Origin of the sequence: Prevotella communis (assembly GCF_022024115.1) — a bacterium.
Taxonomy (GTDB): Bacteria; Bacteroidota; Bacteroidia; order Bacteroidales; family Bacteroidaceae; genus Prevotella; species Prevotella communis.
On record NZ_CP091792.1, the window covers coordinates 1927099 to 1944233 of the forward strand.

Below are 17135 nucleotides of genomic sequence, written 5' to 3' on the forward strand. Positions count from 1 at the left end.
ATACGTTTATTATATAAAGCAGTTTGTACACATAATATCATCGCCAAGGATTTCAGCGAGGGTGGTTCCCTTGTTGTTGGCTAGATTTTCTTTTTGGCGACGGATGATGTCGAGCTTTATCTGGCGAATACGTTCTGGTTTGATGAGGTCTGCAAGACTCTCATTCTGATTCCACGTATAACCATCTTTCTCGAACTCCATTGCTTGTTTAAAGAGGTCAGGATGTTGCTCATAGAGCCATATCCATTCTATCTTCTGCTGGAAGAAACAGAAGTAGCATCCAGAACGACTGCGGCAATAGGTACCCGTCTCGCCATCTACCTCGAAAGGAATCTCCTCGTAGTAGGCTGGTACACCTACTCCACTTTCTCTCAGCAATCTGAAGATATCGTCCTTTACCAATATGTCTGTATTATCAAGCAGGGGGAATTCATCAAGTTTTCCCACCGGATAGTCAGTCGTTTTCAGAAACTCAAACACGGCATGGTTGAACAGTTTGACGTCGTAGTCAAGTAGCGCATTCATCTTCTTTGAGTAGTAGAACTGCTTCGTGATGGGCTTCCTTACCGTTTCCAAAATCTCCTCACGCAGGAATCCCTCAGGACATAGACGCTCGTAGATTTCAGTAATCTGTTCCAAGTTCTCATTGTGCAAGAACTTGTTAATGACATCTATACTCCATATGTTCTTGCGGAACGGGAATACTGCCTGTATATTGGGTTTTGAAGATATATAACCGTCTCTGTCCTCATCACCACGGATGCCAACGTATGACACAGCATAGTCATCACCCACATATTCTTCAAACTTGTCGAGTTTCATCTTCTTGGTACACCAGCGAGCCTGTGGCGAAGGCAGGAAACCTCCCATCGCTTTCAGAAAATGATGGAACGGAGTTGGCTCTGGACTACCCTCAGCAGCTCTCAGTCTTTCAATCTTACCTAGATAGGCCTCCAGGCGATTAATCAACGTTTCGGTTTCTGCCAGTTCACAACCAGTATCTGAATTGTAGTACTCAATCTTTAGCGATGGGTACGTTTTCTTCAGATAGATGGCGAGAGCAGCACTATCCTTACCTCCTGATATACCTAATATATGTCTAACCTTTGTCATTTATTCATTTTCTTATTGAGTATCGACAGCAGAGTGCAAACGTCGATATTGTTATCACCTGAGAGCAGTTTGCTGATTTTCTGTTCCAGGTCTTTTGCCTTAGACTTATCTTTTTCAGGCAATACATATGTCTGAGTCCTTACGCTGGTTCCTTTATTCGTCACCATATCGAAGGAATAAGCCTCATTCTTCTCAGAGTCACCCACCTTTTGGGAAATGTCTGAGTACTTCTCACATTCTCTGAACAGATATACCAAGTCATCAGCCAACTTGTCTTCCTGTTCGTCCCTCAAAGCATCAAGACGTTGTTCGAGAATTGTATAGCAGATTGACTGATACCATTGGATGCGATTATCATATTCTGTCATCACATGATGATAGAACTCTCGCTGTTTTCCAGTTAACAGATAGTCTTTCACATGGGCAAGTCGCTCACGTACTTCAACGATATATTCCGAATAGTCATAGCTCTGCAAGCCAAACTCTTCTACCAAACGAGCCTCAATTCGGTCTATCAGCTGACTATAGCAAGAACGCAATTCTCTGATTGCTCTCTGGATGATTTTGCCATACTCGTTAATAAACTCTTCTTGCTTCAGTTTCTCCTGAGTAAAGCCAAGAGCCTCTGGTAAATCCTCAAAAAAAGCTTTCTCTGGGTCTTTTGCTTTGGCCAACACATCACGGAATCTCATCGTTGACTCATGGTCAAACTTACGAGTGTGCTTGGTGTATTCATCCAGACGTACATAGAAACTGAGGAATGGTTTGATGGTCTCAATAAAATTGGTATTCGTAATAGTGAACTCATCACCCAGATTAACGAAACGTCGATACTGATTAAAGAAGTCCAACTTTACGCCATCGACTGCATACTTCTTGATTTCAAAATCACCAGGATGTTTCTGGAGCAAATCAAAGAACTCCATATTCACGTTAGGCATGAATGCGCCCTTTGAAGCATCATAAAGCGCGAAATCCTGACGCTTAATGAATAAATATGTAGGAATCCAGAACTCCAGGAATCCCTGTTTCAACTTATAAGGCTGTGCAGATAGTATCTTTATCAACTCTGATATTTTTCTAGCCTTATTCTCAGAACTTTTCAGGAAATCTTCACAAGCATCCCACAACGGCATGAAGCCCTTGTTGGTAGGAGCATCTGCAAAATCACCATTTTGATGCAGACCAGTATTCAACAGCAACGAAGAATAGATGGTTTTCTCTGGTGGAAATTTGTCTTCTGGGAAGCCCATTCCATTCTCAGAGTAGTGCTCTGTCAAGTAAGTAAGATAACTCTTACGAGCAGCTGTAATCGTACCACTAAGCTTATGTTTGTTGAACAACTCGTTAATCATCACAGGCGTTTTGCTGTATACTTGGTCGCATACTTTCGAAAGCAGCTGGTTGAAGTCACGATGGGACTCAACCTTCTGTTCCTTTCCTGCAAACACCCAAACAACTCGTTTCTTGTATGAGAAGAGATTATCGCTAATGGCCTTATTAAGCATAGTCTCTTCGTACTCCTTTAACTTCTGGATTTCAGACACAGCCACTCTATCGTTCTTATCGAGTACACGCTCCAACAGATACATGTACTTCTTGATGTTGTAAAGGTGGTCAATGATGTCCTCCGTATTTGTGAAATAGGCAAAAATCAAAGCGTGATCAGTTTCTGAACTGAACTTCTTGATTTCCTCCAAGGCCTTCTTGTGAGTAGAGAATATCAGCTCTATGTAGCCGTCTGTGTCGCCAGTAGGTACTGCATCCAAAGGCTCTTCACGAATCATGTAGTCAAAGAATCGTGGTGTACCTTTCTGGTAGAAATGCGCCTTCACAGGAGAAATTCTGCGATTGAAGAACACATTCAGTTCATCAACAAAGGTAACAGGACGTGATACCATCATTCCTGCTTCGCGAATCTCAGCTTCAATATCTACGTCAGTACCCTCAAACAGCATCAGACGTTCTTTGTATGCCGCATATCGAATGATTTTCTTAGCAGATAGTTTCTGGATAATTTCCTTTGCATTGCCTATCGCCATTGCCTCACGAGCATAGTCAGTCAGATTTCTTTCTGTGAGCTTGAATCCAGCTGTACCAAAAAGGTTCAATAGGCCTATAGCTTTCACTAATTGTACAGCCTGCAGCATTTCCTCTTCATTACTCCAGTCCTGACCTTCCACACGTTCTATAGATACCTGAATAGTGCTCCAGCTCATTGAATCAGCATTGGCATCCTTCAGATATGAATAAAAATTGTGGAGCACGTAATCATAAACCTTTTGCAGGTTATATGTCAGATGCTCTGCTGGTTCGAACTCAGAAATTGAGTTCGTGCCTTTGGCGGCCAAGAATGTAAAAAGCGAACGTTCATTCTGACCATATCGTTGAATAGCCGTAGTAATAGTGTATGCGGAAAAGAGATCCAACGGGAATAGTTGTTTGGCAGTTTCCATTGAGAAGTCTTTCGCAACATATCGTGTTTCTTTAGCTAGTTCATATAGCGGCACCACATTCTCTGCATCATATTCTTTCCTTTCTTCTTTAAGCTGCGACGATGCTAAATACAGCAACTGCTCAACAGGCTCCACAAAGGTTATCTCCTTGAAACGTCCTTTTACCTTTGTCCACTCATTGGCTTGCTCTTCTGTAAGGCCTTTGGCATATGCACCAAAGTTCTGATGAAGCGTAGTAAGAAGCATTATCTGACGAGTGGGTACATTCACCAACTCAGAGAGCTTCTGCAAGAAATACAATTCCTTTTCTGGATTGTTCTTGGCAGCATGTTCTAGCACTTTACCAAACTCGTCAACAACAATCAAAAGGAATTTTCCTTTCTTCTGGCATTGGTTATAATAATCTTTCAAACTATCAAGAATGCTGGTGGAATTACCCTCCACATTCAAAGCCTTACTCAATAGTGTAGACATTTCGGCATAGTCGCCCACGATGTTCATAATCTCGAACGACTTCGCATTTGATAGATTCTTGGCATCTAGCAGATACTTATGCTTGCCTGTCTTTTTCAAGTCAGCCTCCAACGCCAGCAGGAAGCTCGACTTACCTGTACCGTACGAACCAATGATAGTGAAAGAATGAATGCCAGTACGGAAATCGTTCACAATGTTGTGAATAGCATTCTGGGCATTTGGCGTTACCAGGTATTGCATCCCTTCGGCAAAGCCGTTCTCTATATTTGCAGATAAACTAAATGTCTTTGCCATAATAATCGTCTAATACCTGTTTAACATCCAAGTCCTTAGTAAACTGAACTTGTTTGATACCAGCCACATCACTATAAGCGAGATACTGACTGTAATCGCTAGCCAACTGTTTCAGCATTTCAATAGTTTCAAAATCCTGCATACAGAATACGAGTCCAACTCTTTCATGAATAGTATCGAAAGATATGGTATTATCACCCTCTTGCTCCTTCAGTTTCAGAAGACCATAAAGGAAAATCTCATTTGTTACCTTGCGCTTACCATCAACATTGAAGAAGTAGCCCTTACCTTCAGAATTCTGACGAATCAAGTCAAGATCAATCAGTAATGATGAGAAATCCTCATTCGATTGTGGCTTACGTGGCAGAGTGTAGTTTTGAAGCAGTACACCAATATCTTTCTTTACTGTATTGGCATTGAACAATCCGTTCTTATTAGCTTCCGCCATTTTCAGTTTGACATAAGTAAGAACTTGTTCACGTTCAAAACGAGTACGTTCGCGCTGTACTCCACAGAAAAACATCTTGTAAAGGGTAGCTTCCTCCGAAAACACTAAGTTAAAATGGAGCAACCATAAAGTTGCAATATCTTCCAAATATTTGTCTTTACCCTTGTTTTCATCAAAGAGATAACCACCAAGTGAAGTTATCTCATCATTCTCAGTAATCCCAAAAGCCTTAAGCCAATACCGGATAGATGCTACCATATTTTTGCCAACACCTAATCCAATGACAGCTTCAGGACTATTGAAGTCGTTTCCTGAAACAACAAAATCATATCCTTTTTTTAGCCAAAGCGACTTGCAAGGAAACGACTCGTGCCCTGAAAAAGTGTATTTCACGCCTTTTGCTTTATTTATAGCACTCATTGTTTTAAGTTATTAAAGTTAGGGGAAAAAGAAAGCGCACCCTCATCCCTTATGCATTTACACTCTAGCCGTCGGCAAACAGGCTATGACACATTACACAAGGAAGGGTACGCCTATACAGGCGTATCCCGAATCCCGCAGAGCTGTGTCAATATTAGTTTTGCCGACTATTTGAGTGTAAGCTCTATCGAAATTTGAATACTCTAATTTCATCCCACGATGTCCTGCACCGCAGTCCTTACTCTCTTCAGAGCTAGGTTTATGCTCTCAAAAGCACATGGCAATTTCAAGCAAACACCGCAATGCGCCTACAAAGGTAGTAAAAAAAAGTAATCTTGTCAAATAGTACAAGAAAAAAATGAGATTTAGAAAGATTTCCTCTCAAAAATTTGACCCGACGGGCGAATTTTTTCACGACTCAGCAATACAAATGCAAGCATTTATTGCATTCGCTGCTCAAAAATTTGGAATTAACGAAAATACTTTCTATCTTTGCAACGTGAAAGGAGAAATCAGGTAGAGCCACGATGTGCGGAACGGTGGCATGGCTGTGGAAACACAGAGATGATGAGCAATTCGACCTTCTTGCGTCCCTTTGGTAGCAAGCGAACAAGTTCGAGCGGCCGCCTGATTTCTTTCACTCAGATATAGAGCTGGTCACGTGTGGCCAGCTTTTATTGTACTTTGATATATCGCTTCCCGTTAAACTCCTTTTTATCAGTTCTGCGTGTGGCTGTGATAAAGTTGGGTGATGAGAAAAATGCGTATCCATCTCCATTTTGCCAAGGAAAAAGCAGAAAATTCACCCTATATAGCTGAAATCATGAATTCACTCGAGTGATTTCATGACTTGAGCTAGCTAATTCGATGAAATCACTCGAGTGAAGATTTTGGGGGTATTACGTGACAGGAAGGATTGATGTCAATCATGAATTGCCTAATAAAGTCTTGATTGCGCGAATAAAATCTACTACTTTGGGAGTGTATTCGTCTATCATTTCCTTATCGCAATATACAAAGTCGTCATAATCTCCACTATGACGGATTTCGAATAATCTACTGAAGGTCTTACCGTATTCATTAGAGAGTAGCCCTTTAGAGACAAAATGTAAGCCCAATAATGTTTTGGCTCCAGCATGTGACTGTGTATTTAGGCCATTTGCAATAAGAAGTGCAGAAACAGCATAATAACACGCATAATACAATCGGTTAGCTGCTGCATTATAATGCGCTTCCTTGGCAAGAATCTCAACTTCTTTAAGAGTCTCGTCTGCCCTGTCAAGTCTATACTGTATAAGTGCCTCTCGACTCTGTTCGTCTAATGTCTCTTTCATAGTTTTATTCCTTCATTCATTACATTAACATAGAATGGGGTCTTGAATGGACGATTTTCCCACTGTTTGCGTAGTATTATCATAGGACTGATCAGAACACCAGTGTTGAGTTCCAAGTCATATAACGCACCAGATATTTCTTCCTCTCTACGAAGATTCCTCTTATCGCCTTCAAGCAGAATCAGCACGTCAATGTCGCTATCAGCACGGGCATCGCCTCGTGCTTCTGAACCATATAAAATCGTCGTTGCCGTAGGCTCCGTCTTTTCAATGGTTTGCTTGATTTGCTTAACAATCTCTAATCTTCTCATTCTCTTGGAAGTTAATTTCTCCGAGTGCAAAGATAAGAAGTTTTTCTGAACTCCCAAAATAAAAAGGATACTTTTTGAGTAACTCGTCCTTTTGCAACAAGAGAAACGTCGTTTCTCGATGAGCAACACGTCGTTTCTCGGACAGAGATACGACGAAGTGAAGTGAGAGGCTGGTATTGATTCCAAAGATAAAAAAGTGAACAAAAAAACGGGCCGAAAATGGCCCGTTAACTAGATTAATCGTTTGAGTTAACTCAAATCACCAATCGAGTTAATTCAAATCATGATTTTAGTTAACTCAAATTTTCAGGGGTATTATAAGGGGGAAATATAAGAATTGAAAATACTATACAAAACAAAAAAAACGGCTCCTGAAGCGGAGGTGCTTCAGGAGCCGTTGGAGGGGGTTATAAGGGGCTGTTATCTCAGGACATCATCATCATCCAGATCGTCGTTGGGATCATAGTTTAATTCCTCGGCATTACTGCCGCCCAATAACTGCACATCACCACTAGTAGCCATCAGGTGTCCCTGGTGTTGCAGCACCACGGTCTGCATCTCCGGTTTCATATATATCTTCTTCATAATTCTTTTGATTCTATAATTTATATTCTACGGATTTATTTTGTCTACGGACTTCAAGGACTTTTTGGACCTTGCCGCCAAGGCGGCGCTGGCGCTGCCACTGTCCTTTTAGTCCCAAGAGTCCGTAGACCTTTATCACTCCTTAGCGAACAAATTTCTTTTTGCCATTCACGATATACAGCCCCTTCTTGGTCGGCTTCCCGCTGAGCTTCACACCATCGAGCGTGTACCACTCAGCAGCGGTAGCAAATTCTTCACTCTTCACTATACCCTTTTCCCTTAACAAAGTTGTGTCGTCGTCGCCGAAGTTCATCACAAAGCTGCGGGCGGTCTGGCTGTCAGAGAAATAGAAGTATGCGCGGCAGGTGCCCAGTGCCTTTTTGTTAGCGATAGTGCGGTCCGTCTTGGCATAGCCCAGCTTATTGTTGCCAGACAGCAGCAGCACTTTGCTGCGGTTGGCATCGGTAATCTCCAGCGGAGCGTAGGTGCCCTTGAACGAGCCGCCCGTGAAGTTCACGTCGCGGTTGCTGTTGTCGATGGTAACGCCGGTGAACACAGGGTTCACGAGGTCATAGTTGCTCGGATTGGCATCATATCCAGCATCCTTGCTCCACTTCACGATATACGGCTTACCAGCCTCGATGGCCGTCAGGGCATCGCTGAAGTTCAGCTTCAGCGTGCCGTTGTTGTCGAGGTTCGATGTCGTCAGCAGTTCCTTCACCGTAGCGTCTTCCAGCGGTGTGCCCGTGAAGTCGCTGATAGCGAACGGCAGCACCAGCGTGTTCCAGTAGCCGTCCTTGTAGAGCGTGCGGCCAGAGAGGATGACGGGAGTGGTCTGACCATTGAGAGCAGTGATTTGGGTGCTATTGTCCGCGTTGTTAGCCAGAGAAACAGCACTCACTGCACCGTTATTCGGAGCCCAGTCAGTAGTGCGTACACCTGAGTCCTTTATATATTCGATGTTTTCATCCCAATTCTCATACTCGTAGCCGAAGCCCACGTTGGTGGCATTGGCCACACCGCCGACCGTGCAGTTGGCGTAGAAGTTGCTATTAATGTAGCCATTGAAATTGGCAGCGAATAATGCACCCTCTACGTATAGTGCTTTGGCGGTTGTGCTTCCGATAGCACCATAGTACTGGCCGACGGCGGGCACAGTGGCACCGACTGCGAGGCAGTTATTTATATTGCCAATCGCTTTGCCAGCAATACCGCCATAGTAATTGCAGGTAGTGGCATCCACATTAGCGTCGATGCTGAGCTGGACGGCGCTGGTGCAATGGCTGACGGTCACCCCAGTTCCTATGGCATAGGGACCACCTGCGATACCGCCATGATAGTCTGAACCCTCTTGTTCTGTGTTGATGGTGACGCTATTGGTTACGTGGCAGTTCTCAATGGTGCCACCGTTATAGTAGCCTGCAATGCCACCAACAAACTTATAACCAGTGATGACAGCATCTGTCAAAGTAACATTCTTAATCGTTGCTCCCGAAATACATCCGAAGAGACCTTGACAGTGAGCGTCATCGCCTGTGCCATCACGATATATGCGGATGCCGCTGATGGTATGACCATCGCCATCGAATGTGCCTTTGAAAAAGTTGAAATCCCATTCGATACCTGATGTCCCCTCGGCTTTACCTATGGCGGTATAGTTGCTCTCGGTGGCGCTGCCGCCAGTATAGGTAATGTCACGGTCCAGCTTGAAATAGTAGCCGTAGAAGGGCTCGCCAGCGTTGACTATCGTTGCCAGCTGGTCGAGGTCGGTGGGGCTGCTGATGATATAGGGGTCATTCTCGGTTCCCGATCCCTCACTCCAAACGAAAGAGAAATCCTTACTCCATATGGCCGTGAGGGTCATATTGACCATTGTGCCAGTGGGTACGGTGATGGTGGTCTGCGGCGTGTCATATATCCATCCTGTCCATCCTACAAAGGTGTAGCCTTCGCGGGTGGGAGGATTGATGGTGAAGGTCGCTGTCTCAATGTTATATTTGTCGGGGTTGCCAGCGGCGTTTGTACCGCCATTCAGATCGTAAGATATCCAATAATTTTTAGTTATCCATGTGGCTTTGTACGAACGGTTGCCCGTAGAGCCTGCGGGGATGGTAATATCATTTGTAGGGATGTCAGTGTCAGTAACCTCCCAACCATTGAAACTATAACCATCACGAGAAGGGGTGTATGTGATTTCGAAATCTTCATTCGACTCGTTGTAGCCAGTGGGGACTGTCACCAAGGGATCAAATGCGCCGCCATTCAGATTGATGGTGATGGCGTATTGGTATTCCGACCAGTTGGCCGTATAGCTCTTATCGCCCATCGAACCCTGGGCAATGGTGATGGTGGTTTCAGGCGCTATGCCGTTGCTGCCCGTCCAGCCAACGAAGTTGTAGCCCGGACGCAATGGGTCGCTCAGCGTGGGGTTGTTCAGCGTAAAGGTCTCGGTCTCTATGTTATAAGTGGTGGGGTTGGCTGTGGCCACGCTGCCGCCATCAAGGTCGTAGGTGATATTGTAAGTGATGGGGGTCCACTGCGCCGTATGCGTGATGTTATCGGCAGGCATTGTTGCAGGCAGTGCCGGACTCCAGCCCGCGAAGTCGTAGCCCACGCGCGAAGGGTCGGCAGGTGCAATGATGTCGGTGCCGTAGTCCTGTGTAATAGCATCGATGGTGGCTGGTGTTCCGCTGTTGGTATCGAATGAAATCGTGTACTCGTTAATCGTCCACTTAGCATAGAGCGTCACCGTGCCGCCGTCAGTAGTAGTGAGGTTATTGACGTTCTCGCCGTCGGCGTAAACCACATCACTATTAGCTGACTTTGCCCAACCGGCGAAGGAATAGCCTGTGCGGGTAAATGCGTTGGCGGTAAGGTTCTGAGCAGCGTCGTAGGTAAAGTTCTGCGCATCCATACTTCCTCCTGTATTGCCATTGCCGTCGAATGCTACGGAGTATGTGATAGGCGTCCACTTGGCATAGAGCGTGGTGGCTTCAGCAATGTTCCATGCAGTTGCACTCGTGCCGTCGGCATTATAGTACTTGGTGCCGCCGCCATCGGTTGCTGTGTAGTAGCCACCAAAGGTGTAGCCCGTCCGTGAAGGCACGGTGATGGCGGGCATCGCTGCGTCGTAGGTGGCGGTGACCTCAGTAGTACCGGCAGTGGTGGCGCTCTGACCATCGAGTGTCACGGTATACTCGTTGGCCGTCCACTTAGCGTAGAGGTCCAACGTACCGCCGTCGGTAGTGACGAGGTTGCTGACGCTCTCTCCGTCAGAGTAAAGCACGTTGCCATTGGCCGACGTTGCCCAGCCTGCAAAGGTGTAGCCCGTGCGGTTGAAGGCGCAGTCGGTGAGGTTCTGTGCTATGCTGTATTCAAAGCCTTGCGGGCTCATGCTGCCACTCGTAGAGCCGTTACCCTTGAAGGTGACGGTATAGGTGAAGTTGCGCAGCGATGCATTGATGGTGACATCGGCAGAGGCAATGGTCACCGTGGCGCTTGTCTTGTTGCCGGACAGGGTGTAACTGGAGCCCGTTCCGCTGGCACTGAAGTCATTGTTGAAGGCCTTGTAGGCAGGAGCCGTCAGCGTGATGGTAGAGTTGGCAGCGAAGTAGCCGTAGTCACCATGACTGACGCAGAGAGCAGCACTGGTAACACCGCTGGGAATGCCGCTAACGGCACGCACAAGGGTGGTGCTGGCTTCGGGGGCGCCATGACCGTAATCGCCTACGGGACGGTAGTAATTGTTGGTGACAACATTATCGCTGCCGTTAGAACATCCTATGAGGATTTTGAAATAGCTGAGACTGGATGTGACGTCGGTGCTATAGCAGAGGCTGCCGCTCACGGGCGACGCCCCGTAGTTATAGCCCACGATGCCACCGAAGTGTGCTTCGTTTTGACGGTTAACCAAAACAAACTTTGCTCCCACGGTGCAGTTGGTGATAGTGCCGATATCGGTGCCAGAACTGGTGTTGCCTCCATTCTGGGCAGTGATACCTCCACAATACTCACTGGTACTGGTTGTGTTCGCCGTGAGTGTGACGGTACTTTCCACATGGCAGTTGCTGATGGTACCCGAGTTTTTACAGGTGATACCTGCCACCCATCTGTCAGCGGTGAATTTACTGTTGGCCACGGTGAGATTGCTGATGGTACTCCCTGTAGCTAGATTTCCGAAGGGGGCTGCGAAGTTGTTGCTTCCCCTGTTCATGCTGATGTTCTGGATGGTGTGCCCCTTACCGTCGAAGTGTATGTAGCAGGAACCAGGCGTTGACTCTTGGGGATTCTGACCGAAACGATTAAAAGTGCTCCAGTTGAAGTCAATGTCGGCATCCAACTCAATATACACATGGTTGCCGTCATTGTAGTAATACTTCGAGTCCTGACCAGCAGTGTTCCAGTCGCTCGCGTTGTGGATGATGTAAGGGTCTTGCTGCGTGCCGCTACCCGTAATCGTTGCCCACGCCGTGGTGGTCGTGAGCAGCATCATGAGCAGCGCGAGGGCCGCCCTTGAAAACAATCTAAATGGTTTTTGTCTCATGTTTGATATATTTTTAATGTTTATTTTCTATGGCCGAAGCGTGCCCTTAGGGACACGAAAGTATCTAAACGGCTGCAAAGGTACACATTTCTTATGAAATAAGGTGTTTAAAATTCGGAGTAGGTGTTAGAAATTCAAGAATTAGGTGTTAAAATTCCGCGAATTCTAACACCTAAACCGATGAAATCACCAAAAATGATGCCGGGGACTGGTACCTCTCTATACAAAACAATAAAATAACGGCTCCTGAGGCGGATGTGCTTCGGGAGCCGTTGAAGGGGTTGTAAGGAGCTGCTAGTCCTCGTCGTCCCATGAGAACGCGCGCGACAGCTGTTCGTCGGCATCGGCCTCTTCTTTTTCGTTTATGTCAAGGGTGAGAGTCAGACCGCCGCCTTTGGGATCGCTAGCCATTAGCAACTGAGTCTGGGTGATTCTCACTACCGTGGTCTCTGGCTGAATATATATCTTTTTCATAATCCTATAATTACTATTATTTATATTCTACTTTTTTTATTCTACGGACTTTAAGGACTTTTTGGACTTTGCCGCCGAGGCGGCGCTGGCGCTGCCACTGTCCCTTTAGTCCCAAGAGTCCGTAGACTACTCCTTAGCGAACTACGACCTTTTTGCCTCCATGGATATACAGGCCCTTCTTGGTCGGCTTCCCGCTGAGCTTCACACCATCGAGCGTGTACCACTCAGCAGCGGTAGCAAATTCTTCACTCTTCACTATACCCTTTTCCTTTAACGAAGTTGTCTCGTCGTCGCTGAAGTTGAGCACAAGGCCACGTGACTTGATGGGGTCTATGTGCAACTGCAGGTAGGCGCTGTAGGGTTTCAGGGTGCCTTTGCCGCTGAGCGGATAGAAGCCCACATTGCCGTTCTTCTTTGCCAGGATATAGTGAGTCCAATAACCGTCGGTCTTGTCAATCTCCATAGCGTCTATCACATGATGGAGTCGGTTGTTCTGGTAATTCTGCATGTTACTATTGATCGTGGGCACAACATAGGTGGTAGAGGGCTCGCCGCAGAGCACCATACCCGTCAAGCTCTTGGGCTTATAAGTGCGTGTCAGCGTGATATTGCCTTTGTCATCAGCATCGCTCAGGGCCACGTAGGCACTCAGACCGCTGACGTTGGTAAAGTCGAGACTTTCCAAACAAGAAAAGCTCATGATGCCAATGCTGTTCATGGTCAACTTGACTCTTTTCGTGCCGGTACAATCGGCAACAGGGAAATGGTGGGCAAGCAGGACAGATCCCATCATCATATCACCATTTACATGAACAAAACGTACGTTGGCCGTGCAATTGAAGGTGCCGCCATTCACTGTCATGCTGCCATTGTTGAGATAGATGGCATAATCGCCGCCATTCGCATTGATGACGCCACCGTTTACAACGAGGTTGCCGTAATCAACATATAAAGCCTTACCCTTCTCATCAGCTACATTGACCGTAAGCGTGCCGGTGTCCTGACTCTGGCCGTAGATGCAGAGTTTATTAAAGGCATAAATACCATAGCTACCTCTACCGTTGACGGTAAAGCTGGCGCCGTCGCATAATATAATATGTACGCGTCCGTAAGTTTGGAGATAAGTAGCATTGAAAGTATAATTGCCGCTGGCTACGTACCAGGTGTCCAGCAGTGTGTTGCCAATTATGTTATCCGAGATAAAAACGCCATTGGAGAGGATTTGGTAATTGCTGCAGGTCTGAGTTTCACCGTTCTCATCGATGTAGCTGACGTCGCCCAGAGCCTTCATCATCGTCTTGCCTGCAATGGCAACCTTCTGCTCGTCGGTGAGGGTACCGGTGTATGTATTGGCAGAGTAGCCATCGGTAAGCGTCTGGCCGTCAGCAATAGTGAGGGTAGCGCAAGCATAGCTGCTGGCAGTGATGCGGTCGTCGACAGTGGTATAGCCGAGGGTAATGGTGCCAGTGGCGTCGTAGCCTCCGGCTTTGATGACGGTGGCGGTGACATTGCCGCCCAAGATACTGATGTTGCGATACGCGCTATAGAGGCCAATGCCGCTGGTGCTGTGAGCGGTAGCGTTGACGGTGCCTCCAAGAATGACGATGCCACTACTTTTACCAAGATCACGGATGCCAAAGGTTGAGCCCGTTGCGGTGACGTTGCCTCGGCGGATGGTAATACTACCACCACTACTGATACTGTTTGTGATGGCGGCATATCCGCTATTTGTGATGCCGCTGATAATTCCGCCGTTCAGGTTTATACTGGTCTTGGAGCTGATGGCAGAATAGTCGCTGGCTGTGGCCACGATGCTGCCCGTACCCAGACTTTGTCCGTAAATGGCCAGGGAGCCATTGTTGGCATCAATGCCATCACATCCAGTCGTCGTGGCATTGCTGGTGAGCGTGGTGCCGTCGCAGAGAATGATGTTCACCTGCTGGTCTAGGAACTTGACGCCCTGGGTACCGCTGATGGTCACATCACTGTTCACCACATACCATCCCTCGGTTCTACCAAGGGTTTGATAGCTAGTAGTGCCTTCCACGATGGGTGTGCAGGCGTAGCTCTGCGGGTTGCCGTCGGCATCGATATAGGCAATGACGGGTATCTCGGTGGCGCTGACGGTGATGTCGGCAGTGGGCATCATGGAAATTCTGTAGGTGTAGTCTCCATTATCGGTGAACTTTACAGCCGTGTTGTCTGAAGTCTTCTTGACAGAAAGCAGGACATCATAGCCTTCGGTGATTGTAGCGGGATCGTAAGAAAGGTTGACCACCGACAGACCCTTGGCGTAAGGCACACCATTGATATCAGCACCGTTGTCGTAGGTGGCATTGTCAGTGCCAGGGAGCGCAGTACCCGTGCGCACCACTGAGGCATGATTCGGCAGAGTGATGGCCCAGAGAGGCTGAGCACCGTCAACGTCGCTAGTGGTCTTACTGTCAGCAGTGCCCTGGCCTACGCCGGAGGGGGTCACGCTGTTGCTGGCCACCTTACAGTCATGGTAATAGTTGCGGGTGAGGGTGCCGTTGTTGTATAAGACACCAACGATGGCGCCGCGGGCGTTGACATCGGGGATTACGACATCGGTGGCAATGCAGTCGGTGATGGCATTTTCGTTGCGACCCACAATGCCGCCGTAGCCAGAGGTTGATATGCCGTTCTTGACGGTGAGGTGGGCGCTGCTGATGCAACGTTTCACGCTTCCCAAGTTGTAGCCGACGACGCCACCGTGGATACTGCCGCTATATATTTGGTGAATGCAGACATTGGCAGCTACCGTACAGTCCTCCACGGTGCCCATGTTGTAGCCCACGATGCCACCAACTGTGCTCCTACCAGTGATGCGGGTGTCAGAGAGGTTGACATTGCGGATAGCGCCATTGGATTTGACATGGCCGAAGAGGCCCTGGTAGTTGTCACTATCGGTATTATTGTTCCTGTAGATGCGGATGCCACTGATGGTGTGGCCGCCGCCGTCATAGGTGCCTTCAAAGTTCTTTTGGTCATAGGAGGCCTTGTAATAGCCGATGGCGGTATAGTTGTTCTCAGTGCTGTTGGCATTGTTCCAGTTGGTGGTGTGGGCAAAGGCGATGTTGGCCACCTGCAGGAAGGTTTTGCCCGTTGTGGCTCCACCGCCGTTAACATAGCCAGCCAGACCAATCAGGTCTTCGTGCGTCTTAATAAGGTAGTTGTCACCGTCTTTCTGGAAATCGTCAATGGTGTAGGCAAAGTCGTTATCGAGGGTGCAGATGCTGCTGGCGGTGACGCCACCGCTCAGGCTATTGCCTGCCAAGTCCTGAATTGTACCGCTAATGCCGGTGATATTGAGGTCGCCAGTAGCATTCTGCGGGATGGTGGTGCTGAAGGTGAGCACGTTGGTACCGGAGCCAGCCACATACGTCAGGTTGCCCCATTTATTATCGGCAGTGGTAGTCAGCGTAGGTGTGCCCGATACGGTCACAATCTCGCTGAACGCCACGCTCACATAAACGGTATTGCCTTTGGAGTGGCGGCCGGGAGCAACGCTGACGGCAAGCTTGGTAGGTGCGGTGGCATCCACGGCCTGGATATGGGCCTTGACGTTCTTAGCATACCAGTTATCGTCATTGTCTCCACTGGCATCAAAACGGACTACCAGCGTACTGAAATTTGTCGGCAATATGAGTTTTCCATCACTTGCACGGCAGCCTGAGTAGAACTTCTGATTATAGAGCTTATTGGTCACACCGTTGCTCCAAGCATTATTTATAAGACCACAGTTGTCTGAGGCCGTGGTGAGGGGGAAGGTATAACTGGCATATGTAGTATTTTTGTCGCCCGGATCGTGTGCGAAACTCACCATATAGCGGGAGAGGCTGGGCGTGCCCGGTTCCCCATTTTTATTACCGCCATCGCAGGTGCTAGTATTGTCGACCAGAATCTGCAAATGCTGATAGCCATCATCGACCTCCTTCACGTCAAGACCAAGAGTCATGTGCAACTCAGCACCGGCTGAGACGAGGTACTCTTTGGGAGCAGCCAAGCTGTAGTAGCCACTTGAACTAACACTCCGTGCGGGATTTGTAGCATCGGAATAGCCTTTGTCTGTGACCTTGAACTCTGCGCTCTGCACAGTGACACTCTTCTCGGCAAAAGCATCGCTACTGTTGATGCTTGTGCCGTTGGTCATGGTGCGGTCGGCACTTGCCAAAATAAAACCAGCGCGGTCAGTCACCTCGAAGCGGTATTTACGGTTGGTGGTACCATTCTGGTACTTGTAGGATCCACTGGGGGTGAGCTCTGTGACGGTGACGGTCTTCTCGTCTTCGTTGGCAGGGAAGGTGTAGTCCATGTTCACCGCCGTGAAGTGCTGACCTGCGTAGGCACTGAGGCTGATGGTACGGAAGTGCACAGTCTGCGCGTAGCCCTTCTCACTACGCTTGATGGTAAACGTGTTGCTACTGCCGTTGCTATTCGTGACAGTCCACGAACTCTCGGCCCACGCCTCTTGCCCCGTCACGAGTGCCACTATCGTCAGCACCAGGGCGAGGATTCGGTTGAGGAAAATAGTTCTTAGATTTTTCATTGTTTGTTATTATTTATAATGGTTATTTTTTGCTATTGAGGGATGATGATTAGGTTAGTCATGCTGCCGTATCTGCCATAGGATATACACAACATACCCCACGAGGCCGATGT

General features: G+C 47.5%; 9 protein-coding genes. All 9 read right to left on the reverse strand.

Features of this window, described 5'->3' with window-relative positions; translation table 11 throughout:
- Window positions 1–9: 9 nt before the first annotated feature.
- Window positions 10–1113 carry an adenine nucleotide alpha hydrolase family protein gene (locus L6468_RS07830; protein ID WP_237792841.1) on the reverse strand — a complete coding sequence of 368 codons (1104 nt, stop codon included), beginning with the start codon at window positions 1111–1113 and terminating at the stop codon, window positions 10–12.
- Window positions 1110–4337, reverse strand: coding sequence for a hypothetical protein (locus L6468_RS07835; RefSeq protein WP_237792842.1), 3228 nt, complete (start codon window positions 4335–4337; stop codon window positions 1110–1112). Before L6468_RS07835 ends, L6468_RS07830 begins: the two co-directional genes overlap by 4 nt.
- A complete protein-coding gene (locus L6468_RS07840) occupies window positions 4321–5205 on the reverse strand; it encodes a DUF4007 family protein (protein ID WP_237792843.1) in 885 nt (294 codons plus the stop codon). Before L6468_RS07840 ends, L6468_RS07835 begins: the two co-directional genes overlap by 17 nt.
- Before the next feature lie 926 nt (window positions 5206–6131).
- Complete coding sequence (locus L6468_RS07845) at window positions 6132–6539, reverse strand: HEPN domain-containing protein (RefSeq protein WP_237792844.1); 408 nt, start codon at window positions 6537–6539, stop codon at window positions 6132–6134.
- The gene (locus L6468_RS07850; protein WP_237792845.1) at window positions 6536–6850 is read right to left on the reverse strand and encodes a nucleotidyltransferase domain-containing protein; all 315 of its coding nucleotides are present in this window, start codon (window positions 6848–6850) and stop codon (window positions 6536–6538) included. Before L6468_RS07850 ends, L6468_RS07845 begins: the two co-directional genes overlap by 4 nt.
- A gap of 420 nt (window positions 6851–7270) precedes the next feature.
- The gene (locus L6468_RS07855) at window positions 7271–7435 is read right to left on the reverse strand and encodes a hypothetical protein (RefSeq protein ID WP_237792846.1); all 165 of its coding nucleotides are present in this window, start codon (window positions 7433–7435) and stop codon (window positions 7271–7273) included.
- Between the two features lie 142 nt (window positions 7436–7577).
- The gene (locus tag L6468_RS07860; protein WP_237792847.1) at window positions 7578–11978 is read right to left on the reverse strand and encodes an InlB B-repeat-containing protein; all 4401 of its coding nucleotides are present in this window, start codon (window positions 11976–11978) and stop codon (window positions 7578–7580) included.
- A 294-nt stretch (window positions 11979–12272) separates the two neighbouring features.
- Window positions 12273–12452, reverse strand: a complete 180-nt coding sequence (locus tag L6468_RS07865) for a hypothetical protein (RefSeq protein WP_237792848.1) — start codon at window positions 12450–12452, stop codon at window positions 12273–12275.
- 133 nt (window positions 12453–12585) lie between these two features.
- The gene (locus L6468_RS07870; RefSeq protein ID WP_237792849.1) at window positions 12586–17022 is read right to left on the reverse strand and encodes a hypothetical protein; all 4437 of its coding nucleotides are present in this window, start codon (window positions 17020–17022) and stop codon (window positions 12586–12588) included.
- Window positions 17023–17135 lie beyond the last annotated feature (113 nt).